We start from the raw sequence: 24,837 nt of genomic DNA, 5'->3' as shown, positions 1-24,837 counted from the left end.
GGGAAACTGGGCAGATGCCTCGCTACCTGATGCTCCGCACGCCCTCGGCCAACCGCGTCTACGCCGGCGAGTCGGGCCCGCTCACAGCCGCGGAACTGGAGCTGACGGCGCCGTTCGCACGCGACATCGAGGGTGCGAACCTGGCCGGCGTCGACTACCTGTCCTTCGCATCCGATGAGCTGCTGCCGGGGCACCTGGCCACCGTCGCCGCCCAGTCGGCCTGCTTCGCGCTGTTCGAGGAGGTCGGCGACCTCCTGCGCCCCGTCGCGCTGCCCGACCCGTTCGTGCTCGACGACGACCTCGTCACGATCCCGAAGTACCAGGGCAAGACGAACGAGCAGTTCACGCAGCTCCTCGTCGGGGTGACCCTCGCAGCGGTCACCCGCGAGCCCAGCGGCCCACGGCAGATCCTCGACCCGCTGGCGGGCCGCGGCACCACGCTGTCGACCGCGCTGATGCTGGGCCACGACGCCTACGGTGTCGAGGGCGACGCCAAGGCCTTCGAACAGCAGGCCTCGTTCTACAAGACCTACCTCCGCCGCAAGCGGATCCGCCACACCGCCGACGTCACCAACGTGCGCCGCGAGGGCAAGACCATCGGCAAGCGGCTCGACGCCACCGTCACCCTCGAGGACACGACACTGCACGTCACGTCGTTCACAGGTGACACCCGCACCTCCGCGGACCTGTTCGGCCGCAAGAAGTTCGACGCCATCGTCACCGACGCGCCGTACGGCGTCGCGCACGGGGCGACCACGGACGTCCGGGGCACGTCCGGCCGCCGCGACCGCTCCCCCGCCGGCCTGCTGGGCGAGGCGATCCCGGTGTGGGCGTCGCAGCTCATGCACGGCGGCGCCATCGGCATCGCCTGGAACACGTTCGGTCTGACCCGCGAGGACCTCGCCGCGAAGCTGACCGATGCCGGCCTGGTGGTGCAGACGGGTGGCGCGTGGGAGAGCTTCGCCCACCGCGTCGACTCCTCCATCCGCCGTGACCTGATCGTCGCCGTCAACCCCTGAGGCTCCGTCCCGGCGTAGGCGTTCCGCGCTCGGTAGGCTGCCGCCATGCGACGACTCGTGCTCATGCGCCACGCCAAGACCGAGCCCTACAACGTGCACGGAGACCACGCACGCCGGCTCGCTCCCCGCGGGGTGAGCGACTCGCAGGCCGCCGGGGTGGCGCTGCGGGGCCTGGGCCTCGGGCTGGCGCTGGTGTCGACGGCGACGCGAACGCGCGAGACGTTCACCGCGCTCGGCCTCGGGATCCCGGCCGAGTATCTGGACGACCTGTACAGCGGCGGCACCTCCACGCTGCTGCGGCGGATCGGCGAGGTGTCCGACGACGTCACGGGCCTGCTCGTCGTCGGCCATGCCCCCACCATCCCCTCGCTCGTGGCCGACCTGACCTTCGCGTCCGATCCCGACGGCGCCGACGACGCCGCCGCCTGGTATCCGACATCTGCGTACGCCTCCTTCACGTTCGACGGGACGTGGCGCGCCCTCGCGGACGGCGACGTCGAGCGCATCGTGGGGGCGGGCGTCATCCGCCCTCGGTAACACGCCGGAAATCCGGCGCAGCGCAGCCGTTACCTCCGGCCCGATCATCGTTGCGCCACCGTTACCGGATCGGTGAGTCGGCCGACATCTGGACCCAGCAGGATTCGGGTCATGGAAATCCTTGAAATCGATACGGGCGACACCGCCTGGGTTCTGGCCAGCGCCGCCCTGGTCCTCCTCATGACCCCCGGTCTCGCGTTCTTCTACGGTGGCATGGTCCGCGCCAAGAGCGTCCTCAACATGGTGATGATGTCGGTCACCACGATGGGCATCGTCGGCGTCCTATGGGTCGTCGTCGGCTACTCCATGGCCTTCGGCGAGTCGATCGGCGGAGTCGTCGGCAACCCGCTCCAGTTCGCCTTCCTGAAGGGGATGATGGACCCGGAGCTGGCGACCTTCACGGTTCCCGCCCTCGTCTTCGCCGGCTTCCAGGCGGCCTTCGCCATCATCGCCGTCGCGCTCATCTCGGGCGCCGTGGCCGACCGGATGAAGTTCTCCGCCTGGATGGTCTTCTCCGCAGTCTGGGCGCTGCTCGTCTACTTCCCGGCCGCGCACTGGGTGTTCTCCTTCGACGGCGGCACCGCCGAGAAGGGCGGCTTCATCGCCAACACCGTCCAGGCCCTCGATTTCGCAGGCGGCACCGCCATCCACATCAACGCGGGCGCCGCGGCGCTCGCCCTGTGCATCGTGATCGGCCCACGGCTGGGCTTCGGCAAGGTCCCGATGCGACCCCACAACCTGACCCTCGTCATGCTCGGCGCGGCCCTCCTGTGGTTCGGCTGGTTCGGCTTCAACGCGGGCTCTGCGCTCGGCGCCAACGCCACCGCCGGTGTCGCCTGGATCAACACGCTGGCCGGCGCGGCCGCCGCCATGCTCGGCTGGCTGGTCGTGGAGCGCCTCCGTGACGGGCACGCCACCAGCCTCGGCGCCGCATCCGGCATCGTCGCAGGCCTCGTCGGCATCACCCCGGCCGCCGCCTCCGTCAGCCCCCTCGGCGCGCTGATCGTCGGCGTCGCCGCCGGCGTGCTCTGCGCCTTCGCCATCGGCCTGAAGACCCGGCTCGGCTACGACGACTCGCTCGACGTCGTCGGCGTCCACCTCGTCGGCGGACTGGTCGGCACCCTCCTGATCGGCCTCGTCGCAGATCCTGCCTCGCCGGCCGGCGTCGCGGGCCTCTTCTACGGCGGCGGCATCGATCAGCTGTGGCGCCAGGCCGTCGGCGCCTTCGCCGTGCTGGCCTACTCCTTCGTGGTCACCTTCGTGATCGCCAAGGTCCTCGACAAGACGCTGGGCCTGCGGGTCGCCGACGCCGTCGAGACGCAGGGCATCGACACCGCCGAGCACGCAGAGACCGGCTACGACCTGAGCGCGGTCGGCTACACCACCTACGGCGTCCGCCAGACGCTGATCGTTCCCGCCCGAGAGGATGTCGACGCATGAGACTCGTCACAGCAATCGTCCAGCCCACCATGATGACCCAGGTGCAGATCGCGCTTGCCCACCACGGCATCGCAGGCATGACCGTCACCGAATGCTCCGGTTACGCCAGGCAGCGGGGCCACAAGGAGGTCTACCGGGGAGCGGAATACACGATTGACTTCATCAGCAAGGCGAAGATCGAGGTCCTCGTCGAGGATGAGGAGGTCGAGGCCGTGATCGACGTGATCACCGAGGCCGCGCGGACCGGAGCGGTTGGCGACGGCAAGGTCTGGTCCACACCCATCGACGAGGTGGTGCGGATCCGCACCGGCGAAAAGGGCGCGGCTGCGATCTGACCGATCGGCCTGGGGCGTCGGGTGAGGGGGTTCCCCACCCGGCGCCCCTGTGTCATGCTCGGCGTGCAGGATCAGTGCAGGAACCAGGAGGTATCGAGTTGAGCACCTTTGTGAACCATCCCACCGGCTGGGCGGATCCGACCGTCCTGGAGGACGTCCCTGTGACGACGACAGCCGTCGTCCGCCACGACGACGTGACGCTGGCCGACCTGCCATCGCTCTTCGACGCCGGGTACCAGCGCGTCGTCGCGGTCACCGTGGCCCTGGGCGTCCGATTGACCGGCCCGGCCCTCGCCGTCTACGAGGGGGACCCTGCCGGGACGTTCTCGATCGAGATCGGCTTCCCCGTCGAGCGGGTCTTTGACGAGACGGACGGCGTGCGGCCCTCGACGCTGCCCGGCGGCAGGCTGGCCGTCTCGACGCACGTCGGGCCGTACGACAGCCTTCCGGGAGCCTGGGAGACCCTCATGGCCTTCGTCTCCGCGCAGGGGCTGCGGCCCGGCGACAGGATGGGCGAGGTGTACGTCACGGAGCCCTCCCCCACCACCGATCCGGCCACGCTCCGCACCGACCTGTACGTGCCGGTGTCCTGAGTCAGTCCGCGGCGAACGGGAACTCGCCGTAGCGCGCCTCCAGGCGGCGGCGTGCCGCCTCGGAGATCGGCACGAAGCCATCGATCTCGAGGGTCCGTCTGCCCGGCCGCCCGGCCCGTGTCCAGGTGCCGACGACGCGGCCGCCGATGACCACCGACCGTTTGAACACCCCGTTGTTGCCGGGCACCAGGCGCCGGTGATGGTCGTCGGCCATGGCGAACAACCGGTCGGCGTAGCCGAGGACGTACTCGTCGAATCCGGGCAGGAGCAGCGGCTGGGCCGCCGTCCTGCCGACGGCACGGACCTCGTCGTGCAAGCCGGGACGCCAGTAGCTGGATTCGGCGGCGCCGTCGGTCTCGAGACGGTCGACGATGAGAGGCAGCGCACGGCGGATCTCGCCGAGCGTCAGCTTGGTCCACCACGCGAAGTCCCTGACGGTGGCCGGGCCGTGCGAGGTCAGGTAGCGCAGCAGCCACTCGGCGACGGCGGCCGTCCGGTCGCCGTCGAACCTCTCGGCCAGCCCCGCCGCCCCCGGCAGCCACTGCCGCACGAGCGCGACGTCCTGGTCGGCCCCGTTCCAGGGCCCGTAGACGAGTCGGGTGGCGGCGATGAGCGTGAACAGCATGTGGTAGCCGCGGCCGCCCGCCGGCGCGAGCCCGGCGGCCTCCCACACGGCGAAGAGATCGGCCCGCGACATAGGCCCGGAGTCGAGCGCCTCCTCGGCGATGCCGCCGGCCCGCTCAATCTGCTGCGCGTCCAGCCCGAGCTGGTGCCTCCGGTTGGCCGCGGCCCTGAGGCTCGGCTCCGCACACAGCTGCGTCGCCCACACGACGTCGGCGGCGTCCATCAGGAAGACGGTGCCGCGCATGGGGTAGCCGCGCACGAGGCGGCCGTCGTCCAGCGCCGTCAGCACGTCCGCGACCGCCCCCGAGGACCGCAGAGCGGCCGACGCGACGACGCCAGGCAGGTCCTGCCCCTGCATCGCGCCGAACGCGGAGACGGCGGACGTCGGGTCGGGGAAGGGGGACCCGACGAGCCGTTGCGCGACGAGTCGGGCCGAGGTCAGGGCAGGCGTAGCCACGCCCTCAGCCTAGGACCGATCAGGCCAGCTCGCGGGCGACCGCGGCCGCGACCTCGCGGCCCGAACGCACGGCACCCTCCAGGTAGCCGTTGAAACGGGTCGAGTACTCGGCGCCCGCCCAGTGCAGGACGCCCTCCGCCTGCGCGAGCAGCGGACCGTTCGTGGTCCACACCCCCGGGGAGAAGTGGGCGCCGTGGCAGCCGCCGGTGAACTTCTCCCGCGCCCAGTCCCGCTCGACGTAGGCCAGCGGCTGGGCCGCGTCCTCGCCGAACGTGCGGACGACGGAGTCGACGAAGGCACGCTCGCGCAGTGTCTCCGTGCGCCGCGACAGCGAGTCGGCGTCGGCCCCCTCGAAGAAGCCCATGAGGTGACCGCGCGACGAGGTCTCGGCCGTGGTGTCGAACGTGACCCGGACCGCCCCCTCGTCGGCGCTGGACTGGCCGGAGAAGCCGTGGTCGCGCCAGAACGGCCGGTCGTAGATCAGGAAGGCCTTGATGACGTTGCCCGGGGCGACCTTCTCGGCCACCTCCGCACGCCACTCGGGGAGCGCGGGCTCGTGCTCGAGCGCGACGGCCAGCCGCGGGGGCAGGGTCGAGATGACCTGCTTCGCCTCGATGGTCTCGCCGTCTGCGAGGTGGATCGTGGCGGACCGGTCCCCGTGGCTGATCTTGACGACCTCCGCGCCCAGGCGCACGACGTCGTCGCCGAGCCGGGCTGCGAGGGCCTCGACGACCCTGGCCATGCCGCCGTCGACGCGCTTCTGGTTGAGGCCACCGTTGCTGGCGAGCATGGTCTCCAGGTCGGGGCCGGAGTTGACCTGGTGCAGACCCTCGAGCAGCGTGGCGCCCTTCGGCATCGGGCCGAAGGCGGCCGCGTACACCTCAGCGAAGCGGCGCTGCGCGCCCATGGTCCGCAGGTTCGTGATGACCCAACGGCGGAGATCCTGGCCGAGCCAGGCCGCGTTGGCCTGGCGCCAGGCCGCGTCGTCGCGGAGCCGGTCGGCGAGCCTGCGCAGACGCAGGAGGCCCTGGCCGAGGTCCGCGACCTCGAAGGGGGTCAGTTCGGGGGCGTCCTCGTCTTCGCTGGGGACGTGCAGCGACTGCCCGCGGAGCCGGACGACGAGGCTGCCCTTCGCAGGCAGACCGATCGTGTCGAGATCGAGGTCGTCGATGATCTCCTGCAGCGCATCGAAGCCGGGGCCGATCCATTGGCCTCCGAGCTCCACGTAGCTTCCGTCGTCGAGAACCCGGTTCTCGACGCGTCCACCGACCCGCTGCCGGGCCTCGAGGACGACCACCTCCAGCCCCCGCTCGGCGAGGTACTGTGCGGCCACCAGACCGGCAAGGCCGGCGCCCAGGATGGCGCAGTCCACCACGTGTCCTCCTCAGATCGTCGCCCCCCGGCGGGGCATGTGCCAGCCTACAAGCCGCGGCGGTCAGCGATTCGGTGACCCCTCGTTAGCGGCCTGGGCGGCCACCGGGCAAGACAATGGGGCGAACCGAAAGGGTCCGCCCCACTACCGAGCCGCCCACGGGACTCGAACCCGTGACCTACGCTTTACGAGAGCGTCGCTCTACCAACTGAGCTAGGGCGGCAGCAGGACGGAACTATACCGAAAGCCTGCGGCGTTTGACCAATGGACCCGGTCAGCTGCAGCGCGTTCCGTCCTCGGGGGCCTCCCCCTCGTACAGGAACCGGTTGACCGCCTTCGCGATGCAGGCGTTGTCCCCCGTGACGGCGCCGTGCCCCGCGCTCTCCAGGGTGAGCAGCGTTCCGGACGCCAACTGCCCGGCCATCGAGACGGCCTGCTCGTAGGGTGTGGCCGAGTCGCCGGTGGTGCCCACCACCAGGATCGTCGGCGCACCGTCGGCGGTCAGCTTGAGCTGGGGAGCCGAGTCGGCCGTCCAGAGCTGACAGGTGTAACTCGTGCCCATCTGGGGGGCCATGAAGGGCGCGTCGTCGAACGTGTCCTTCCACTCGGCGAGCACCGGCGCGGCACCCTCGTCGACGCCGTCCACGCAGGCCATGGCGGGGAAGGCGTAGGCGACCGTGTCGTAGGCGTTGCCGCTGCGGCCGTTGAGGATGTCGGCGGCGAGCAGCAGGTCGGCCGCGTCGCCGGTGAGTGCGCGGCCGATGACGTCGGCCAGCGTCCGGTACGCCTCGTCGTCCTCGTAGAGGAACAGCGCGATGCCGGTGGCCGCGTGCGACTGCGTCAGTTGCCGACCGTTGACGTCGACGGGATCGGCGTCGAGTCGGGTGAGGAAGTCGGTCAGCTGCGCCTTGATCGCGGCGGCGTCGTCGCCAAGGCTGCAGAGGTCGGACCCTGCGCACCAGTCGATGAAGTTGTCGAGCGCCAGCTCGAAGCCCGCCGTCTGCGGGATCGGCTCGGAGTCGGTGATCTCGACGGCGGCGTCGAGGATCATGCGTCCGACGGAGTGGGGGAACAGGTGCGCGTAAGTGGCGCCGACGAACGTCCCATAGGAGACACCGACGTAGTTGAGCTTCTCCGCGCCGACGAGGTGGCGCAGCAGGTCAAGGTCGCGGACCACGTCGATCGTGGTGATGTGGTCGAGCAGGTCACCCGAGTTGTCGCGGCACTGCCGGGCGAAGGCGGCGGACCCGTCCTGCAGAGCCTTGTCCTCGGCGGCGTCGTCGGGGCTGGTGTCGAGGTCGAAGAGGGCGTCCGTCTCGGTCAGCGACCCGCACACGACGTGCGTGGACTCGCCCGTGCCGCGGGGGTCCCAGCCGATCAGGTCGAAGTTGTCGAACCGGCCGGCGAGCCCTGTGGCCATGGACTGCCCGCCGAAGCCGGGGCCGCCCGGGTTGAGGAAGAGGGGGCCGCGCGACGAGTCGCCGTCGACGACGCGCCGGATCGCAAGCTCGATGGCCGGACCCTGGGGCTCGTCCCAGTCCAGCGGGGCGAGCACCGTGGCGCACTGGTCGCCGGAGTCGTCGTCGCAGAGCTTCCACTCGAACTTCTGGGTGGCGTAGGCGGCCTGGTCACCCAGGGAGTCGAGGAACTCGACCCGCGGCGTCGCCGTCGACTCGTAGGCGACCTGCCGGTCGGCATTGCGGTTCTCGGGGGCCGGGAACGTCGCGTAGCTGTCGAGGGGCTGCTCCGGGGTACCGGGCATCCGCTCGCCCTCGGCGGGCGCCGTCGGTTCTACCGGGCCGGGGCTGCTGGATGAGGCGGGTTGATCGGGTGCCTTCCCGCCGCCGACCATTCCTCCCAGGAACAGCGTGGACACGAGCGCGATGGCGATCATGGCCAGAACGCCCTGCGTCACATGTGTCCATCTACTCATCCGCGGCCCCTCCGCCCACCGGCGCCGGTGCGGCGCTCCGCATCGAACATACCGACTCCAGCGGGCAACGCAAGGTCTCGCCCGGCCCCATCCTCACGTCGACGGCCTCGGCGGGGACGACGTGGGCGGTGACCACCCCGTGCCGCCCATCGACCTCGACGCGCTCCCCGAGGGCCGGTGCCCGCCGGAGGAAGTCGACGTAGAGCGGGTGTTCGTAGGCGAGGCAGCACATGAGGCGGCCGCAGGCTCCGGCGATCCGGAGCGGGTTCGGGGCCAGGCCCTGCACCTTGGCGAGACGCAGCGAGACGGGCTCGAAGGCGTCGAGGAAGGTGGTGCAGCACAGTTCGCGGCCACACGAGCCGATCCCTCCGATGAGGCGGGCAGCGTCGCGGCTGCCGACCTGACGCAGGTCGATGCGCGCCCCCAGGCCGCGGGCGAGTTCGCGCAGCAGCTGCCGGAAGTCGACGCGCTGGGGCGCGGTGAAGTAGACGGCGAAGAGCCGGTCGACCCCGGCGACCTTCTCCACGAAGTCGATGCCGACGACCTTCATGTCCAGCCCCAGCCGCTCCACCTCGGCGCGGGCGAAGGCGGCGGCGTGTTCGCGACGTTCGCGGTTCGCGGTGTCGACAGCCAGATCGGCGGGGGTGGCCGGCCCCGGGCAGGTCGGGAGGCCTTCGTAGGCGGCGGCCTCCGTCGGTGCCCACACGCACCGGGCGACCACGTCGCCGTCAGGGGTCGGGTACAGCACCCAGTCCCCGACGGCGTAGGCGCGATCGCCGGGGTCAAGGTAGTGCAGCTGGCCGTGCTCCTCGAAGGTGACGGCCATCACCCGTGACATGGGACCAGCCTAACGGTGCCCCTCAGGCTGCCCGTGGTCAGGAGCGCTTGGCCTCCCGCGACTCCGCCCGTGCCGCCGAAAGTGCCCCGTCGATGCCGGCCTTGCCGCCACCGATGCAGAAGAACAGGATGCCGATGACGACCAGCAGGAGGTCGCGATCGCCCACGAATCCCGTCTGCCCCGCCACGAACGGGCTGAAGGCACCCCAGCGCAGCAGCGCCAGCCCGGCGATGCCGATGACGGCCATCAGCAGGCCGACGACGCGGACCGCCAGCCCCATGATCAGGAAGATGGCCATGCCCGCGAGAGTGAAGCCGACGATCCAGGCGACGAGCCGCGGCTCGGGGATGAGGGTCTGCTGGGCCAGGTAGGCAGCGCTGGCGTCGATCTGTGTCAGCACCTGGTACGCGACGATGCCGAGCAGCGCCGCCACGACCAGCCGCAGCATCAGGAGTCCGACGCTGCCGAAGGCGCCGACGCCGCGGCGGGGGCGGGCACGCTGTCACGGACCGCGTTGGCGGGCGAGGTCGCGACGAGGCCGAGGCGCTGATCCCGCGCCTCCTTCTCGGCCCGCAACTGCTCGGCCAGGCGTGCCTCCTCCGCGGCTTCCTCCTCCAACGTCAGGCGACCCGGCGCCTCGATGACCTGGGTCTCATCGCCGTCGGTGCGGTAGAGGCCGGCGATGCCGGGGCCGTCCACGGGACCGACACCGGTGAGTGCGGCCCCGGCGGCCACGCCTGCTCCGGCGATCACAGGGTCAGGTACGACGAGCGGGCGGACGCGGGTCTGCTCCTCCTCGGGCTCGGGCTCGAAGCTCTCGGCCTCCGGGTCCCCGGCCTCCTGCGCCACGGTGTCGGGCTCCTCGGACTCGTCGGGGACCGACACTTCTGCGGCCTCGGCGGCGGCTTCCCCGTCCTGGGGTGCCGCCGGCGTCGAGTCCTCGAAGAAGACCGGCTCGTCGCTGGAGACGAGGTCCGCCGGGTCGGAGTCCTCTGCGACGTCGGAGACCTGCTCCGGCGCCTCCTGGTCCGCTGCGGGCTCACGTGCCTCGTCGGCGATCGGCGCGGGGGCCTCCTCGACGACGGGCTCGGGCTCGACGGGCTCGGGGATGCGCGGCCTCGGCACGGGAACGGCCTGCTCGGTCGAGTAGTCGTCCCACTCGGTGGGTGAGACCGGCGTCCCGTACTCGTCGGGTTCCTGCGACCAGGACGCGTCGCGGGGGGTGCCCTCCTGGACCCACTCGTTGTTGGACATGTCGCACTCCCTCGGCTGGGCGGTCTTGAGTAGTCATCTTGTCACCGTGTGGGGTCCCGGCAAGGACTGACACGCCCTTCCCCCTCAGGTACGCGCCGCCTGGGACAGCGACACCAGCAGCGCCTCGAGCGCGAGGAGCGGCGCGACGTTGCCCTCCAGGGCAGTGCGGGCCGTCAGGATCGCGTCGAGAGCCCGGACGGTGGCCTCGGGCGTCGACCGTCGTGCGAGCGGTTCGATCTCGTCGGCCAGGTCCGCGTTGACCAGGGGCACACCCGGCGCGGTCTGGACGGCGAGCACGTCGCGGTAGTAGGTGGCGAACTCCGTCAGCACCCGGTCGAGGGCGTCACGCTGGATCCGCTTGTTCCGCAGCTTCTGCTGGTCCTCGAGGTCACGGATGGCGGCCTGTGCGTTGCGCGGCTTGGCTCCGCGTCCGCCGACCCCCAGGGCCTCCTGGAGCGCGGCGAGTTCCTTGGCGTCCAGCTCGGTCGTCGTCTGCGCCGCCTCCTCCGCGGAGGCCTTGACGAGGTTGTCCGCCGCGTCGAGGCAGGCGGTGAGCGACGTGAGGCGGCCGGGAAGGGCGAGGATCTCGCGTCGCCGGATCCGGGCCTCCTCGGAGCGGCCGAGCATGCGGGCCCGGCCGACGTGCCCCTGCGACGCCCGGGCCGCGTAGGCGGCCAGCGCCGGGGACACGCCGTCCCGGTCGATCAGCAGCTGCGTGACGGCCTCGTCGGACGGTGTGACCAGCTTCAGCTGCCGGCAGCGGGAGCGGATCGTGACGATGACGTCGTCTGCGCTCGGCGCACACAGCAGCCACACGGTCCGCGGCGATGGTTCCTCGAGCCCCTTCAGCAGCGCGTCGGCACCCCGCTCGGTGATCCGATCGGCGTCCTCGACCACCACGATCTGGAAGCCGCCGAGGACAGGGCCCACATTGGCCCGGCCCACCAGCTCGCGGACCTCGGCAACGCCGATCGACAGCTGCTCGGTGCGGAGCAGCGTCACGTCCGGGTGGGCGCCGCTGAGCGTCGTGCGGCAGGCCTCGCAGGTGCCACAGCCGCCGGCGCGGCACTGCAGCGCGGCCGCGAACGCCTTGGCGGCGTTGGATCGGCCGGATCCGGGTGGCCCGACGAACAGCCAGGCGTGGGTCATCGCGTGACGGTTCCCCGCCACCGCGCGGCGGAGCACCTCGACCGCGCGTTCCTGCCCGATCAGCTCCGAGAACACATCACCCATGGACGTCATCCTGCCATCGACCGCCGACGCTCAACGCGCCAGCGCGTCGGCGACGTGTCCGGCGATGGTGGCGGCGAGTTCGTGCCGGTCGGATCGTGCGGGCAGCACGAGGTAGTGCCCGGGGTCGGCCGCGGCCACCTCGAGGAAGTGCGCGCGGGCGCGGCGGTGCAGGTCGAGGCCCGCGCTCTCCAGCCGGTCCTTGACGGCGATGGTGGCGACCGCGTCGCTCGGGTCGGCGTCGAGGATGACGGTCAGGTCGGGCCGCAGGCCCCCGACGGCCCACCAGGCGATGCGGGAGATGTCGGCCATGTCGAGGGCCCGCCCCGCGCCCTGGTAGGCGATCATCGAATCGACGTAGCGGTCGCAGACGACGACGGCTCCGCGCTCCAGCGCGGGCCGGATCAGCTCCGTGGCGTGCTGGGCCTTGTCCGCGGCGTACATGAGCGCCTCGGCCCGCGGGTCGACCTCCCCGTGGGACGGGTCGAGCACGAGCCCCTGAGCTGGGCGCCGATGGCCGTGCCCCCGGGCTGGCGTGTCACGACGTGGTCGATGCCCCTCTCTGTGAGGTACGCGGCCAGCAGCCGCACCTGCGTCGTCTTGCCGACGGAGTCCCCGCCCTCGAACACCACGAACAGCCCGGTCATCCGCGCGACTTTCCCTTCAACTTCTCCAACAGGTTCCCCTGAGCCGCCACCCGCCCGGGCCAGGCCTTCAGGAACGCCCGGCGCCTGTGCAGCACCCGGCGTCGGGCCCGCTCGGCCTCCACACCGAGCAGGTAGGCCTCCTCCGGATCGACGCCGGTCAGGTCCGGTCGGCCGGGGATCTCGGAGCATCCGCGCAGGTCCGCGACGAGCTCGGTCAGCTCGGCGACGTGCCTGCGTGCCTTCTTCGGCAGCAGCGGGGCGGCGACGTGGGCGATCATGCCGAGCTGCTCGGCCGTGGACAACGCAGCCAGCCACGCGTCGTCCGGATGCCCGGGGCGCAGCGCGCCGCACCGCTCACCCAGGATGGACGCGGCCCGCACCGCCCGCGCCAGCAGCTGCTCCGCGGCAGGATCGGCGGCGACATCACCCAGCCGTGGGGCCCTCGCGGCGCCGACGAGCCTGTCGATGACGGCAGCCGTCGGCGCCTCCACCTCGGCGGCCGTGGCATAGGGAACGCCTGCGAGGAGTTCCTCCGTTGCTTCCCGCCACGACGGCTCCAGCACCGTCGCCAGGCCGCGGAGGTCGCGGCCCAGGACACCGAGCCGTCCGTTGATCTCTGCAAGGTCGTCGGATCCCGTGGCGCGCCGGTGCAGGTCGGCCCGCACGAGGCCGTCGAGGTGGCGGGCGAACACGGCCGAGACGAACTCCTCGAGGCTCGCGCGACGGCCCGGCTCGGACGGCGTCGGGAAGTTGCCCAGCCCGGTGGCCGGGGCGCCGAGCCGCTGTTGCACGGTCGGGAACTCGTCGACGGGGGTGGCGTTGACGGACAGGCCGACCGTCAGCAGGAACTGCAGATGGGCCGGGGAACAGTACTGCGTCGGGCGGATGGTGATCTCGCGGTAGCGGGCGGTGGTGATCCCGCTGCGGCGCACCGTCACCTTCTCGTCCCGGACGTCCGCCACGATCGCCCCGTTGTCGGCGCGCAGCGCCCACTCGCCGCGTTCGCAGCCAAGGGCCGCGATCGGGCCGAACGGGACGCCCCTGCGGAACGGCTGCAGCAGGCGGGCGAAGGACTCCGGCAGGTCCCCGTTGGCGCCGACAGGCTCGACCTGCTCGGCGGGAAGATCGGGCTGCCAGCCCGGTGCCGACAGGTACCACTCCCCCAGCCCGTCGATGACGCGGTGCGCGACGACGATGCCGTCACGCAGGAGCCGGCCGTCGCTGGCGTCGAGCAGCGTCACGTCCATCCGGTAGCTGCCGGACGCCCGGCGGATGATGCGCGACAGCCCGACGCTGTCGTCGACCAGCGTCGGTGGCTCGGCCGCGAACGGCACGTCAAGGCGGATCGCCTCGAGCGGGTCGACCTTCCGCGACATGCCCGCGCGCCTAGGAGGACTTCGTGGTCTTCCGGGCGGCGGGCTTCTTGGCCGGCGCCTTCCGGGCGGTCGTCTTCTTCGGCGCGGGGCCCTTGGCACGCTTCTCGGCCAGCAGTTCGAACGCACGCTCGGGCGAGATCTCCTCCGGCGAGTCGTCGCGACGCAGCGTCGCGTTCGTCTCACCGTCGGTGACATAGGGCCCGAACCGCCCCGACTTCAGCACGACAGGCTTGCCCGAGGCGGGATCCGCCCCGAACTCCTTCAACGGCGGAGCCGCTGCTGCCCGTCCCTCGCCTTCGGCTGCGCATAGATGGCAAGCGCCTCCTCGAGCGTGATGTCGAAGATCTGCTCCTCGCTCGTCAGCGACCGGGAATCGGTGCCGCGCTTGAGGTACGGCCCGTAGCGGCCGTTCTGCGCAGTGATCTCGACGCCGTCCGCGTCGGCGCCGACGACGCGGGGAAGGCTCATCAGCTGCAGCGCGATGGGCAGGTCGATGTCCTCGATGGACATGGACTTGAACAGCGAGCCCGTGCGCGGCTTGGCCGACTTCGGCGCGTCCTCGGGGAGCACCTCGGTCACGTAGGGGCCGTAGCGGCCGTTCTTCGCGACGATCAGGTGGCCGGACTCCTTGTCGACGCCCAGTTCCCGCTCCTCGCCCTGCGGCGCGCTGAGCAGTTCCTCGGCAAGCTCCACGGTCAGTTCGTCGGGTGCGGTGGTCTCGGGGACGTTGGCGCGGCGGCCGTCGGCTGCCTCGACATAGGTGCCGTAGCGGCCGACCCGCACGTCGATCCCGGAGTCGCCGAGCGGGAAGGTCGACAGGACGCGGGCGTCGATGTCACCCAGCTCCGAGACGAGCGCCTGGAGTCCCTGATGGGAGACGCCCTCGGGCCCCGGTAGAAGTCGGACAGCACCTGGAGCCGCTGGGCGCGACCGGAGGCGATCTCGTCCAGCTGGTCCTCGAGCTGCGCGGTGAAGGCGTAGTCGACCAGGTCGCCGAAGTGTTCCTCGAGCAGCCGGGTGACGGCGAACGCCAGCCACGTCGGCACCAGCGCCGAGCCCTTCTTGAACACGTAGTCCCGCGCGGTGATGGTGCGGATGATCGACGCATAGGTGGACGGGCGGCCGATCTCGAGCTCTTCGAGCTTGGCCACGAGCGACGGCTCGGTGTAGCGGGCCGGCGGTCGGGTCTCGTGCCCGGCGGGCTCGGCCTTCGCGACGGCCAGTTCGTTGCCCTTGGTGAGGATCGGCAGCCGCGTCTGCGTGTCATCGGTCGCGGAACCGTCGTCGTTGCCCTGCACGTAGGCGGCGAGGAAGCCGGGGAACACGATGGTGCGGCCGGAGGCCAGCAGGCCCGCGTCGGCCGGGTCGCCGTCGTTCAGGGCGCCGGCGGGCAGCTTGGCCGCGATGCGGATGGTGACGGACTCGCCGCGGGCGTCGGCCATCTGCGAGGCCAGGGTGCGGCGCCAGATCAGCTGGTAGAGGCGGAACGCGTCGCCGCTCAGCCCGGTCTGGTCGGGATGCTGGAAGGTGTCGCCGGCGGGGCGGATCGCCTCGTGGGCCTCCTGCGCGCTCTTGACCTTCGAGGCGTAGACGCGGGGCTGGGCCGGCAGGAACCGCTCCCCGAACAGCTCCTTCACCTGGGCGCGGGCGGCGTTGATGGCCTGCCCGGACAGCGAGACCGAGTCGGTTCGCATGTAGGTGATGAAGCCCTTCTCGTACAGCTCCTGCGCCACCGACATCGCGCGCTGTGCGGTGAAGCCGAGCTTGCGGCCGGCCTCCTGCTGCATCGTCGTGGTGCGGAACGGCTCGTAGGGCTTGCGGGTGTAGGGCCGGGACTCGACGGCGGAGACGGTGATGGCGGCCTGCGGCAGCAGTCCCGCGAGCCAGGTGGCCCGCGCCTCGTCGAGGATCTGGACGTCGCCGACGGTCAGTGCGCCGCTGGCGTCGAAGTCGCGCCCCGCGGCGACACGGACGCCGCCCAGGGTGGACAACCGGGCCGGGAAGTTGCGGGGGTCGGCGTCGGCGCCGGCGTCCAGCACGATGTCGAGGTCCCAGTAGGAGGCGGGAACGAACGCGATGCGCTCACGCTCACGGTCGACCACCAGGCGGGTCGCCACCGACTGCACGCGGCCGGCCGACAGCCGCGGCATGACCTTCTTCCACAGGACGGGAGAGACCTCGTAGCCGTAGAGCCGGTCGAGGATGCGACGCGTCTCCTGCGCATCGACGAGGGCATTGTCCAGTTCCCGCGGGTTCCGGACGGCCTCCTCGATGGCCGACTTGGTGATCTCGTGGAACACCATGCGCTTCACGGGGACCTTCGGCTTCAGCTCCTGCAGGAGATGCCACGCGATGGCCTCGCCCTCGCGGTCACCATCCGTGGCCAGCAGGAGTTCGTCGACGCCCGCCAGCTTGGCCTTCAGATCCTTGATCGTCGCCTTCTTGTCCGGCGAGACCACGTAGATGGGCTGGAACTCGTCGTCGACGTTGACGCCGGTGCGCGCCCACGGCATGCCCTTGTACTTGGCGGGCACCTCGGAGGCCCTGGTCGGCAGGTCTCGGACGTGGCCGCGGCTTGACTCGACGACATAGTCGCGCCCCAGGTAACCGGCGATCTTGGTTGCCTTGGTCGGCGACTCGACGATAACGAGGCGCTTGGAAGCCATCAGTTCAGCCCTCCGCGGTTGGGAACTCCCCGAACAATAGCCTGCGCCGTCAACAGCTCCCACCCAAGGCGGAACTCACCGCCTAGAGGATCAGCAGCTGGTCGAGCAGCGCGGCGCGGATCTCCGGCAGTACGCCGGTGGCGAGTTCCGTGGGGTCGAGGTCGAGCACCTGAGCCACGGCCGCGAGCACCTGCCCGACGCTCAGGTCGCCGTCGAGGGCTCCCAGGACCGCCGCCAGGGCCGTGTCCGCCTTGATGGCCCGCAGCAGCCCGACGCGCTGCCGGAAGACGATGTACTGCGGGTCCTCGGCGCCGGGAACGCCGAGCGTCTCCTCGTCGACGTCGACGAGCCGGGGCCGGGACTCCAACAGCTCTTCGGTGGGGAGCTGGAAGGCGTCGACGGCGGCTGCGTGGCGGGCGAACACCTCGCCCACGGGCTGGGCTACGGCGTGTGGCCACGACTCGAATCGCAGGTGCGGCTCCTCGCGCTCCGCACGGGTGACGAGGATCCAGCCCATGCCGACCGAACGGATTCCCAGCCGGTCGAAGTAGGCGAGCCAGTCGTCGTAGGCGGCGCGCCAGCCGGGTGACCCGCCGAGCCCGGCGTCGGTGAGCCACATCTCGATGTAGGAGTAGATGTCGAGGCGTTCGCGTTCGATCACCCAAGCGTCGCAGCCGGCCGGCACCCAGGAGCGCAGCCGCTCCTCCCATGGTGTGTCCAGGACGGCCCAGTTGGTGAGCAGTTGCAGGCTGCCGCCCGGCTCAAGATGGTCGGCGGCGCCGCGGACGAGGGTCTCCACGAGCGAGTCGCCCTCGTAGTTCGTCTCCCGGTAGGCGAGGGTCGACTCGGCGGAGCTGGGAGGGCTCATGACGAACGGCGGGTTGGAGACGATGAGGTCGAAGCGTTGACCGGCGACGGGTTCGTAGAGGGAGCCGTTGCGCAGGTCGACGTCGCGGCCGTTGAGCCCGGCGGTGAGCGCCGCCAGCCGCAGGGCCCGGTCGTTGACGTCGGTCCCGACGACGCTCTGCGCGTGGCGGCTGAGGTGGAGCGACTGGACGCCGCAGCCCGTGCCGAGGTCGAGCGCCGACTCCACCAGGGTGCGCATGGTGATCTGCGCCAGCGTCGTCGAGGCGGGGGAAACGCCCAGCACGTAGTCGGGGCTGGTCGGTTCGACCACCTGGTCGAGGCCGGGGGTCGGATCGGCGACGATCCAGCCGGTGGCGTCGTCGTCAGGGGAGCCGTAGGGGCGGATGTCGACGGCCGCCGCCAGCCCAGTGCCGCGGCGGACGAGGTAGCCGCCGTCGAGGAGCCCGGCGACGTCGACGACGCCGGCCAGCTGCTCCTCGGGCACCTCCCGTTGGAGGACGAAGAGTCGGATCAGCGCGGCCAGCGGGTCGGTGGCGACCCCGAGCGCAACGTCGGCCGGCACGGTCGAGTTGCGCCCGAGGCCCTGCTGTCCTGCCTCCCCGATGCGGTCGAGGACGTCGTCGACGACGTAACCGGCGGCGAGGAGGTCGCGGCGGAGCCGCTGCGGATCGATGGGCGTGAGCTGAGCAGACACGCCGTTGATCCTAGTTACCTCAGGAGACGGACTCGGTCGCTCCCTGCCACAGGTTGACCCCGGCGACGTCCGCGTGCGCGTCGATCGCGGCCAGTTCCTCGGCGCTGAACTCGAGGTTGCCGAGTGCGTCGAGGTTGTCGTCCAGTTGGGCGACCGAGGAGGCGCCGAGGACGACGGAGGTCACCGACGCCGTGCCCTGGTCCCGCAGCGCCCACGCGATCGCCATCTGGGCCAGGGACTGCCCACGACCGGCGGCGATGTCGCCCAGCGCACGGAGGTGCCCGAGTGTGGCCTCGTCGAGCGAACCGGGGTCGAGCGACTTGCCGGCCGCAGCTCTGGAGCCCTCCGGGATCCCGGTCAGGTAGCGGTTCGTCAGCAGCCCCTGCGCGAGCGGGGAGAAGCCGATGACGCCCATGCCTGCCTGCGCCGCGGCCTCGAGGAGGCTGGGGCTCCCCTCCTCGATCCAGCGGTTGAGGATCGAGTAGGAGGGCTGGTGGATGACCAGCGGGGTGCCCAGTTCACGCGCGATCTCCTGTGCGCGCAGCGTGAGCGACGGCGAGTAGGAGGAGATGCCGGCGTACAGGGCCTTGCCGGAACGCACGGCCTGGTCGAGGGCCTGCATGGTCTCCTCGACCGGCGTGTCCGGGTCGGGGCGGTGGTGGTAGAAGATGTCGACGTAGTCGAGCCGCATGCGACGTAGCGAGTCGTCGAGCGAGCTGAGCAGGTACTTGCGGGAGCCACCGAAGCCGTAGGGCCCGGGCCACATGTCCCAGCCCGCCTTCGACGAGATGATCGTCTCGTGCCGGTAGCCGGAGAAGTCCTCCGCGAAGAGCCGGCCGAAGTTGGTCTCGGCCGACCCGTACGGCGGGCCGTAGTTGTTGGCCAGGTCGAAGTGGGTCACGCCCCTGTCAAAGGCGCGGCGCAGGATGTCGCGCTGCGTCTGGAGGGGCTTGTCGTCGCCGAAGTTGTGCCACAGGCCCAGCGAGATGGCGGGCAGCTTGAGGCCGGAGGCTCCGAGGCGACGGTAGGGCATGGAATCGTAACGATCAAGTGAAGCGACGTAGCTCATGGCCGCCACCATAGCCCGCCCGCAAGCCCCATCACCACGGGTCGGCGGTCCTCGGTGGAGGCGCGTGAGCATCGAGTGCACCACGGCGGAGATAGGCTCCGCTGCGTGCTGAAATTCGATGAAACGCTGGGCGTGTCCAAGTTGCTCGGTCAGCTGCTCGGCGGCCTCGTGGTCGGGGCGGTGGTCGGCTGGCTGGTCCTGCAGGGGCTCGACCGTTTCAGCCCTCTGCTGACCAGAGAGGCGGCCGCGCCGGCCGTGGGCGTGGGCGGGGTCGTGTTCCTCGTCTTCACGCTGGCCGGGCTGCGGGGCGCCCGCGTCATCCAGGTTGATGCGGACGTGCTGCGGCTCACCCCGTGGGTGGGACTCCCCAAGGAGTATCCGCTGGCGACGCACACGTTCAGCCCCGTCCTCGGCTATCACCGGGGAAGTGTCACCCAGCGGTCCCTGGCGATCGAGGGCCACGACGGCTCCCGGGCCCTGATCCCGCTGAGCCTGGCGCCCCATCGCTTCGACGAACTCGTGCGGCTCGTCCACCCGCAGGAGCCGACCGCCCCGGCCCCCTGGCTGGCCGCGCAGCCGCAGGACGCACCGACCGGAGTCGCCGCTCAGGAGGCGCCGGCGGGGCTGCTCAACTTCGCGCCACGCACGTTCGTGATCCGACGGGGCGTCGCACCGGTGTTCGCCTGGATCGTGATCGCTTTCGGAGTCCTGATCTTCGCAGGCTTCGCCGTCCTTGCCGCCCAGGTCCCCGCGAAGGACAGCATTCCGGGGATCCTCGGTTTCGGTCTGTTGATGATGGCGCTGGTGAGCGGCCTCGGACTGGTCCAGCTACGACTGGTGGGCGGCCTCCCCCGTTCGGTGGTCGTCGCCCCGGAGCACGTCACGTTCGGCACGCAGACCTTCCGCTACGAGGATCTGTACGTGCTGGAGCTTCCCGCGCCGGGGCTCCTGCCGGTTCAGGCGAAGGTCCGGTTGCGGACGATGGCCGGAGTCGACCACACCATCAAGGTGGTGGCACGAAACCCGAAGCAGTTCCTCGACTACCCCGCGTTCGCCACGCTGCTGCGCGAAGCGGCCAACGCCGTCAAGCCGGTGGTGAACTACCGCTACTCGGGCTGACGGGCTCAACCGGTCCCGGCCGTGGCCTCCCGCAGGATCACGGCAGGTACCCAGTCGGGCGCCCGCGCCAGCCTGGCCTCGACGACCACGACGACCACGATCGATGACTCGCCGCCACCGGCCACCGAACAGGAACGCAGCATGGCCTCGTTGCGTTCGGCGGCACCGGCCGCCGCCGCGCACCCGTCGCCGCCACCCGCCGCTGCCGACGCCCGGCCAACGCCGAGAGTTCCGCAGCCCGCTCTGCCCCGCGCGCGACCGCGAACCAGTCGATCAGGACCGCCCCTGCCAGGAACGCCGCGAGCGCGGCGAGGCAGGCGCCCGCGATCAGCATCGACCCGGCGCCTCCCCGCTCGTCGGTGGTCACGGCCCGGCCCCCGGCTCGTACGCGGCCCACGCCGAGGCACTCACCGGCACCGGCGGCAGCCCGACCAGGACCACATCGAGCGTGACGGTGGCCGTGACCCCGTCGTCGCCGCGGCGTAGCGTGACCCGCGCCCCCGGCGGGACCCGGTTCTCCGCCTCTGCCAGCAGTGCCGTGTCGCCGCGTGCCGCCTGCCGGGCCAGCTGGGCGCTGGACTCCGCGCAGGCGGCCTCGGCGACCCCGAGCATGGACAGGCTGACGAGCACTCCCGCGAGCAGCACCGTCGTGACGATGCCGACGGCGAGTTCGACCGTCACCAGGCCCCGTTCCCGGGGACGCAACCCGGCCATCAGAGACCGCTGGCGACCTGGGTGAAGATGTCGACGACCCAGTCGAACAGCGTCTGGAAGAAGGCGTTGTCGTTGAAGATGCGCAGCAGCACGAGGGCCACGGCGGCGGCCGCGAGCAGCCCGATGGCGTACTCGACGGTGGTGAGGCCGCGTTCCAGCAGGCTGGGGCGGCGGCGGAGGGTGGTGTGGATGGGAAGGGACATCGGGGTTCCTTTCGGGAGGCCCGCCGCGGATCGGCGGGCATGTCCCGTTCTCGGTCACCGGCGCAGCCTCCGACCACGCGGGAGCCACCCTGTGGACGCACGGCAACGGACAACACCGGCTCCTGTGGATCGTGGTGGGTCCAGGTCAGGTGTGTCGCGGCCCGGTCAGTCGCTGTCGAGCAGCAGGGCCAGCAGCTCGGCCGCGTCGGCCTTGTTGAGGACCTGGTTCGCGTTGCCGCACTTCGGTGACACGACGCACGAGGGGCACCCGTCCTCGCAACGGCAGCGCCGCAGCCGCTCGAGGGTGGCGGCCAGCCACTCCTCGGCCACCTCGTAGCCGCGTTCCGCGAAGCCGGAGCCTCCCTCGACGCCGTCGTGGACGAAGATCGTGGCCAGGCCCGTGTCGGGGTGCAGCGCGGTGCTGACCCCGCCGATGTCCCAGCGGTCGCAGGGGGCGAACGCCGGCAGCAGCCCGATCGCGGTGTGTTCCATCGCGTGCGCCGCAGCCCCCAGCTCCAGCGGCTGCCAGCCGAGGCGGGCGGCCAGTGCGGCCGGCACCGTCCACCACACGGCCTGGGTCACCATCCTGTGCAGCGGCAGCTCCAGCGGCGTCGAGTCCCACACCTCGTGGGTGACCTCGTCACGGCGCAGGTAGCCGTGGACCTGCGAGGCCAGGCGCACGTCGCCCGTGCACACCTGGGTGATGCCGAGTGGCCGGTGCGTCGTCTCCCGGACGATTTCGATGTCGAAGGCCGCCTGCGGCTGGGTGTAGTAGGTGGGCGTGGCGGCCACGACGAGCGCATGATGCTCCTCGGGAACCAGCGCGTCGACGACGAACGACTCGCCCTGATGCAGGTAGACGGCGCCGGGATGCACCGTGCGGTCCGCGGCCTCCGCGTCGACGATGCCGACGACCCGTCCGGTGTCGCGCTCGACGATGTCGAGTGGCCGTTGCCCCACCGAGCGGAGATCGATGAAATCGACGGCACGGTCGTGTCTGGTCCAGAAGTAGCGGCCACCCCTGTCGCGGAGCACGCCCTGCGTTGCGAGCGCCGCCAGCGCACCGGGCGTGGTCTCCCCGAACCAGCGGACATCGTCGGCGGTCAGGGGCAGTTCCTGCGCGGCTGCTGCCAGGTGGAGGCCGAGGACCCGCGGGTTGGCGGGGTGCAGGACGGCCCGCTCGACGGGCGCGTCGAAGACAAGCTCGGGGTGTTCCATGAGGTAGGCGTCGAGGGGGTTGTCGTTCGCTAGGAGCACCACCAGGGCATCCTGGCCACGGCGCCCTGCCCGACCGGCCTGCTGCCAGAACGACGACAGCTTGCCGGGATAGCCGGAGACGAGGACCGCGTCCATGCCGGCGATGTCCACCCCCAGCTCGAGGGCGTTGGTGCTGGCGAGGCCCCGCAGGCGACCGTCGTGCAGGCCGGCCTCGAGTTCACGGCGGTCGACGGCGAGGTACCCACCCCGGTAGGAGGCGATCCGTGAAGGGTCGTGGGCCAGTTCCTGCGCCTGCAGGGAGACGAGCTCCGCCCCGAGCCGCGACGGCACGAACGCGAGGGTCTGGCAGCCGTCGTCGCTGAGACCCGCCAGGAGTTCGGCGGTGTCGGAGCGCAGCGACTGCTGCGGCCGCCACAGCGCCACCGTCCGGGGACCGGCCGGCGAGGTGTCCTCGGCGACGACGGAGACGGCGTCCTCCCCGATCAGCAGGCCCCCGAACTCGGCCGCGTTGGGGCGGTGGCCGAGGACAGCGCCACGACCGGTTCCGCTCCGTAGGCGGCCGCCAGGCGGCGCAGGCGCCGCACGACGTTGGCGATGTGGGCCCCGAACAGGCCCTGGTATCGGTGCGCCTCGTCGATGACGATGTAGCGCAGCGAGCCGAGGAATCCCGACCATCGCCGGTGGTTGGGCAGCACCGAGTAGTGGAGCATGTCGGGGTTGGTGAGGATGAAGCTGGCGTGGTCACGGGCGAACGCCCGCTCGGTGGCGTCGGAGTCGCCGTCGAGGGCGCTGATCCTCCACCCGGACGGGCCCAGCGCGGCCGCCGCGCGGGCCTGGTCGTGTGCCAACGCCTTCGTCGGCGAGATGTAGAGGGCGGTGTGTCGGGCGCGCGTCAGCATGGTGCGGTGGGTGTCGGGAGTGAACCCGACGGTGCCCTCCGTGGTGGCCGCGATGATGGGCAGCAGGTACCCGAGGGTCTTACCGGAGCCGGTCGGTGTGCAGACAGCCGTGTGGGTGCCGCGGAACAGGGACTCCGCGACCTCGACCTGGTGACGCCACGGCTCGGGGTAGCCGGCCTCCCGGAGGCGGTCCACGGCCTCCGCGGAGAGCCACTGCGGCCACGCCGCCGTCGTCCCCGGCCGCCGCTCGCGGTGCCGGGTCGCCGCGACCTCGTCGCGCGCCAGCACCCAGTCGAATCCCACTCCCCCACTGTGCCAGCGCCCACCGACACAACCCCAACCGGCACCCGGCTTTCAGCCCATGAAGTCAGCCACGAGCCCCGCGACGATGGGCACCACGCCGACCAGGATGAACGCGGGCAGGAAGCACACCATCAGGGGGACGACGGACCGCACCCCGACCGTGCGGGCCGCGAGCGTCGCGCGGTCGGCCGCCACCCGGCGGGCGTCGTCGGCGTGCAGCCGCAGCAGGTCGGCCAGACAGAGCCCCGAGCGTTCCGCGCGCGCGACGTCTGCGGCGGCCGCACCCCAGACCGGGTCGCCGCGCAGGGCGCCCCAGGCCTCGTCCGTTCTGCGGCCCAGCGTGAGCTCCGAACTGAGGCGCCGCAGGACGGCGGAGGTGGCCGGCGCGGACGCGTCCGCCACGATGCTGAGCGCGCGCACCATCGGCAGCCCGGCGTCCAGGCACACCGCCAGGAAGCCGAGCGCATCGGCCACTTCGCCGCCCCGGGTCGCCGGGTTCGGACGGCGGAGCCGGGCGACCCGCCGCAGCAGGCGGGGCCGGGCACCCTCCGGTCGCAGCCTGCGCAGGTCGCCCGCAGGATGCGGGACCAGGAGCGCCACGGCCAGTGCTGCCAGGCAGGCGGCCCACCACACCGGGCTCATGCCGGCCTCCGTGGCCGTGCCAGCCGGTCGATCCACAGGACGCCGACCGCGGTGAGTGCCACGCCGAGGCCGAGGGCGAGCTGACCCCACCCGCTCCCCAGCAGAAACCCGAGCGAGTCCACGCCCACCATCAGGCCGAGCCCCGCCGCCCCGAGAGGGAGCCCCGCCATGATCTTGCCGCTGGAGCGCGCGGCCGCCAGTTCGGCGTCGATGCTCGACTGCAGCCGCTCCTCCGCCCTGAGCGCCTCCGCCACGCCGGCCAGCACGTCTGCGATCGGGGCGCCGCTGCGTGCGCTGACCTGCCATGCGGCGGCAATGGTCGCCAGGCCCTCCTGCCCGGGGCTGCGGGCCGCGGCGCGGAGCGCAGCGGGGACATCCGCCCCGAGCCGTGCCGCCATCGCGGCGCCCCGCAGCGCGGGAGACTCCTCGGCGGCCTCCGCCAGTGCGGAGACGGGGAGTTGGCCGGACCCGAGCAGCCCCGCCAACAGCCGCGCCGCGCGGGCGGTGTCCCTCGACCTCCTGACGGCCGCACGGCGTTGGGCCCGGCCCCGCACGAGGTGGGCGACCGTCCCCGTCACGATGCCGACGATCAGCACCCAGCCGACCGCGCGGGTGCCTGCGAGCATCCAGGTGGCGACGAGCCCCCGGCCCCGAGCGCCGGCAGCGCCCACCAGCGCCGCGAGGCCACCCGGTGGCCGTCGCGCTGGCGCTCCACGGCGAGGCGGCGGAGCGCGGCCCCCGGCGGCGGGCTCACGAGCAGCAGCATCGCCGTGGCGGTCAGGACCACG

At 71.7% G+C, this 24,837-nt stretch carries 22 protein-coding genes, 1 tRNA gene and 3 pseudogenes; 6 read left to right on the top strand and 20 right to left on the bottom strand.

The window, feature by feature from the left end; all coding sequences use genetic code 11:
* Window positions 1-14: 14 nt before the first annotated feature.
* The 5 genes from H9L22_RS17835 to H9L22_RS17815 all read left to right on the top strand — a co-directional run bounded on the left by H9L22_RS17835 (window position 15) and on the right by H9L22_RS17815 (window position 3,924).
* Window positions 15-1,019: a TRM11 family SAM-dependent methyltransferase gene (locus tag H9L22_RS17835; protein ID WP_187721046.1), complete on the top strand. Its 1,005-nt coding sequence runs from the start codon at window positions 15-17 to the stop codon at window positions 1,017-1,019.
* A gap of 45 nt (window positions 1,020-1,064) precedes the next feature.
* Complete coding sequence (locus H9L22_RS17830; RefSeq protein ID WP_187721045.1) at window positions 1,065-1,556, top strand: SixA phosphatase family protein; 492 nt, start codon at window positions 1,065-1,067, stop codon at window positions 1,554-1,556.
* Between the two features lie 111 nt (window positions 1,557-1,667).
* Window positions 1,668-2,996, top strand: coding sequence for an ammonium transporter (locus tag H9L22_RS17825; protein WP_187721044.1), 1,329 nt, complete (start codon window positions 1,668-1,670; stop codon window positions 2,994-2,996).
* Window positions 2,993-3,331 carry a P-II family nitrogen regulator gene (locus H9L22_RS17820; RefSeq protein WP_187721043.1) on the top strand — a complete coding sequence of 113 codons (339 nt, stop codon included), beginning with the start codon at window positions 2,993-2,995 and terminating at the stop codon, window positions 3,329-3,331. The genes H9L22_RS17825 and H9L22_RS17820 overlap by 4 nt, the downstream gene beginning before the upstream one ends.
* Before the next feature lie 98 nt (window positions 3,332-3,429).
* Entirely contained in the window at window positions 3,430-3,924 is a 495-nt protein-coding gene (locus H9L22_RS17815; protein ID WP_187721042.1) for a GyrI-like domain-containing protein, read from the top strand.
* 1 nt (window position 3,925) lies between these two features.
* Here H9L22_RS17815 and H9L22_RS17810 read toward each other — a convergent pair whose 3' ends face one another.
* The 13 genes and pseudogenes from H9L22_RS17810 to mgrA all read right to left on the bottom strand — a co-directional run bounded on the left by H9L22_RS17810 (window position 3,926) and on the right by mgrA (window position 18,951).
* Window positions 3,926-5,005 carry a winged helix DNA-binding domain-containing protein gene (locus H9L22_RS17810; RefSeq protein WP_226965980.1) on the bottom strand — a complete coding sequence of 360 codons (1,080 nt, stop codon included), beginning with the start codon at window positions 5,003-5,005 and terminating at the stop codon, window positions 3,926-3,928.
* 19 nt (window positions 5,006-5,024) lie between these two features.
* Window positions 5,025-6,380 (bottom strand): flavin monoamine oxidase family protein, encoded by a 1,356-nt coding sequence (locus H9L22_RS17805; protein ID WP_187721041.1) that lies wholly within the window; start codon window positions 6,378-6,380, stop codon window positions 5,025-5,027.
* 147 nt (window positions 6,381-6,527) lie between these two features.
* Window positions 6,528-6,600, bottom strand: a tRNA-Thr gene (locus tag H9L22_RS17800).
* Between the two features lie 51 nt (window positions 6,601-6,651).
* A complete protein-coding gene (locus tag H9L22_RS17795) occupies window positions 6,652-8,310 on the bottom strand; it encodes an alpha/beta hydrolase (RefSeq protein WP_187721040.1) in 1,659 nt (552 codons plus the stop codon).
* Window positions 8,303-9,148: a PSP1 domain-containing protein gene (locus H9L22_RS17790; protein ID WP_187721039.1), complete on the bottom strand. Its 846-nt coding sequence runs from the start codon at window positions 9,146-9,148 to the stop codon at window positions 8,303-8,305. Before H9L22_RS17790 ends, H9L22_RS17795 begins: the two co-directional genes overlap by 8 nt.
* 37 nt (window positions 9,149-9,185) lie before the next feature.
* Window positions 9,186-9,596 carry a DoxX family protein gene (locus tag H9L22_RS17785; protein WP_187721038.1) on the bottom strand — a complete coding sequence of 137 codons (411 nt, stop codon included), beginning with the start codon at window positions 9,594-9,596 and terminating at the stop codon, window positions 9,186-9,188.
* The gene (locus H9L22_RS17780) at window positions 9,596-10,402 is read right to left on the bottom strand and encodes a hypothetical protein (protein WP_187721037.1); all 807 of its coding nucleotides are present in this window, start codon (window positions 10,400-10,402) and stop codon (window positions 9,596-9,598) included. Before H9L22_RS17780 ends, H9L22_RS17785 begins: the two co-directional genes overlap by 1 nt.
* 84 nt (window positions 10,403-10,486) lie before the next feature.
* Window positions 10,487-11,635 (bottom strand): DNA polymerase III subunit delta', encoded by a 1,149-nt coding sequence (locus H9L22_RS17775; RefSeq protein ID WP_226965979.1) that lies wholly within the window; start codon window positions 11,633-11,635, stop codon window positions 10,487-10,489.
* 30 nt (window positions 11,636-11,665) lie between these two features.
* A pseudogene (tmk, locus tag H9L22_RS17770) lies at window positions 11,666-12,279 on the bottom strand (dTMP kinase).
* The gene (locus H9L22_RS17765) at window positions 12,276-13,655 is read right to left on the bottom strand and encodes a hypothetical protein (protein ID WP_187721035.1); all 1,380 of its coding nucleotides are present in this window, start codon (window positions 13,653-13,655) and stop codon (window positions 12,276-12,278) included. Before H9L22_RS17765 ends, tmk begins: the two are co-directional and overlap by 4 nt.
* Window positions 13,656-13,665: 10 nt before the next feature.
* Window positions 13,666-16,324, bottom strand: a pseudogene (gene topA, locus H9L22_RS17760) (type I DNA topoisomerase).
* A gap of 79 nt (window positions 16,325-16,403) precedes the next feature.
* Window positions 16,404-17,882 (bottom strand): DUF7059 domain-containing protein, encoded by a 1,479-nt coding sequence (locus H9L22_RS17755; RefSeq protein ID WP_187721034.1) that lies wholly within the window; start codon window positions 17,880-17,882, stop codon window positions 16,404-16,406.
* A gap of 19 nt (window positions 17,883-17,901) precedes the next feature.
* Window positions 17,902-18,951, bottom strand: a complete 1,050-nt coding sequence (gene mgrA, locus H9L22_RS17750) for an L-glyceraldehyde 3-phosphate reductase (protein WP_187721033.1) — start codon at window positions 18,949-18,951, stop codon at window positions 17,902-17,904.
* Between the two features lie 105 nt (window positions 18,952-19,056).
* Between mgrA and H9L22_RS17745 the strand changes: the two genes are divergently transcribed.
* On the top strand, window positions 19,057-20,070 hold the full coding sequence (locus H9L22_RS17745) for a hypothetical protein (RefSeq protein WP_187721032.1): 1,014 nt from the start codon (window positions 19,057-19,059) through the stop codon (window positions 20,068-20,070).
* Between the two features lie 5 nt (window positions 20,071-20,075).
* On the opposite strand, the gene H9L22_RS17740 is transcribed toward H9L22_RS17745, so the two are convergent.
* From H9L22_RS17740 to H9L22_RS17710, 7 genes and pseudogenes are all read right to left on the bottom strand, one after another.
* A complete protein-coding gene (locus H9L22_RS17740; RefSeq protein WP_187721031.1) occupies window positions 20,076-20,213 on the bottom strand; it encodes a hypothetical protein in 138 nt (45 codons plus the stop codon).
* A gap of 220 nt (window positions 20,214-20,433) precedes the next feature.
* Window positions 20,434-20,751 (bottom strand): TadE family type IV pilus minor pilin, encoded by a 318-nt coding sequence (locus H9L22_RS17735; RefSeq protein ID WP_187721030.1) that lies wholly within the window; start codon window positions 20,749-20,751, stop codon window positions 20,434-20,436.
* A 32-nt stretch (window positions 20,752-20,783) separates the two neighbouring features.
* Window positions 20,784-20,987, bottom strand: coding sequence for a DUF4244 domain-containing protein (locus H9L22_RS17730; protein WP_187721029.1), 204 nt, complete (start codon window positions 20,985-20,987; stop codon window positions 20,784-20,786).
* Between the two features lie 165 nt (window positions 20,988-21,152).
* Window positions 21,153-23,407: pseudogene (locus H9L22_RS17725) on the bottom strand (DEAD/DEAH box helicase).
* Window positions 23,408-23,458: 51 nt separating this feature from the next.
* A complete protein-coding gene (locus H9L22_RS17720; protein WP_187721028.1) occupies window positions 23,459-24,049 on the bottom strand; it encodes a type II secretion system F family protein in 591 nt (196 codons plus the stop codon).
* On the bottom strand, window positions 24,046-24,675 hold the full coding sequence (locus H9L22_RS17715; protein ID WP_187721027.1) for a type II secretion system F family protein: 630 nt from the start codon (window positions 24,673-24,675) through the stop codon (window positions 24,046-24,048). Before H9L22_RS17715 ends, H9L22_RS17720 begins: the two co-directional genes overlap by 4 nt.
* Window positions 24,639-24,836 carry a hypothetical protein gene (locus H9L22_RS17710; RefSeq protein WP_187721026.1) on the bottom strand — a complete coding sequence of 66 codons (198 nt, stop codon included), beginning with the start codon at window positions 24,834-24,836 and terminating at the stop codon, window positions 24,639-24,641. Before H9L22_RS17710 ends, H9L22_RS17715 begins: the two co-directional genes overlap by 37 nt.
* Window position 24,837 lies beyond the last annotated feature (1 nt).

This window comes from Tessaracoccus defluvii (assembly GCF_014489575.1).
GTDB classification, from domain to species: Bacteria; Actinomycetota; Actinomycetes; order Propionibacteriales; family Propionibacteriaceae; genus Arachnia; species Arachnia defluvii.
The sequence above is the reverse complement of the archived record's forward strand: the minus strand, read 5'-3'. Positions and strand labels throughout refer to the sequence as shown.

What these genes read in the sequence shown, in the direction of transcription:
- H9L22_RS17825 (WP_187721044.1), top strand. Translation starts at nt 1,668, where the DNA reads ATGGAAATCCTTGAAATCGATACGGGCGACACCGCCTGGGTTCTGGCC.
- mgrA (WP_187721033.1), bottom strand. Translation starts at nt 18,951, where the DNA reads ATGAGCTACGTCGCTTCACTTGATCGTTACGATTCCATGCCCTACCGT.
- H9L22_RS17775 (WP_226965979.1), bottom strand. Translation starts at nt 11,635, where the DNA reads ATGGGTGATGTGTTCTCGGAGCTGATCGGGCAGGAACGCGCGGTCGAG.
- H9L22_RS17730 (WP_187721029.1), bottom strand. Translation starts at nt 20,987, where the DNA reads ATGTCCCTTCCCATCCACACCACCCTCCGCCGCCGCCCCAGCCTGCTG.
- H9L22_RS17740 (WP_187721031.1), bottom strand. Translation starts at nt 20,213, where the DNA reads ATGCTGCGTTCCTGTTCGGTGGCCGGTGGCGGCGAGTCATCGATCGTG.
- H9L22_RS17715 (WP_187721027.1), bottom strand. Translation starts at nt 24,675, where the DNA reads ATGCTCGCAGGCACCCGCGCGGTCGGCTGGGTGCTGATCGTCGGCATC.
- H9L22_RS17830 (WP_187721045.1), top strand. Translation starts at nt 1,065, where the DNA reads ATGCGACGACTCGTGCTCATGCGCCACGCCAAGACCGAGCCCTACAAC.
- H9L22_RS17795 (WP_187721040.1), bottom strand. Translation starts at nt 8,310, where the DNA reads ATGAGTAGATGGACACATGTGACGCAGGGCGTTCTGGCCATGATCGCC.
- H9L22_RS17820 (WP_187721043.1), top strand. Translation starts at nt 2,993, where the DNA reads ATGAGACTCGTCACAGCAATCGTCCAGCCCACCATGATGACCCAGGTG.
- H9L22_RS17785 (WP_187721038.1), bottom strand. Translation starts at nt 9,596, where the DNA reads ATGCTGCGGCTGGTCGTGGCGGCGCTGCTCGGCATCGTCGCGTACCAG.
- H9L22_RS17765 (WP_187721035.1), bottom strand. Translation starts at nt 13,655, where the DNA reads ATGTCGCGGAAGGTCGACCCGCTCGAGGCGATCCGCCTTGACGTGCCG.
- H9L22_RS17790 (WP_187721039.1), bottom strand. Translation starts at nt 9,148, where the DNA reads ATGTCACGGGTGATGGCCGTCACCTTCGAGGAGCACGGCCAGCTGCAC.
- H9L22_RS17835 (WP_187721046.1), top strand. Translation starts at nt 15, where the DNA reads ATGCCTCGCTACCTGATGCTCCGCACGCCCTCGGCCAACCGCGTCTAC.
- H9L22_RS17780 (WP_187721037.1), bottom strand. Translation starts at nt 10,402, where the DNA reads ATGTCCAACAACGAGTGGGTCCAGGAGGGCACCCCCCGCGACGCGTCC.
- H9L22_RS17720 (WP_187721028.1), bottom strand. Translation starts at nt 24,049, where the DNA reads ATGAGCCCGGTGTGGTGGGCCGCCTGCCTGGCAGCACTGGCCGTGGCG.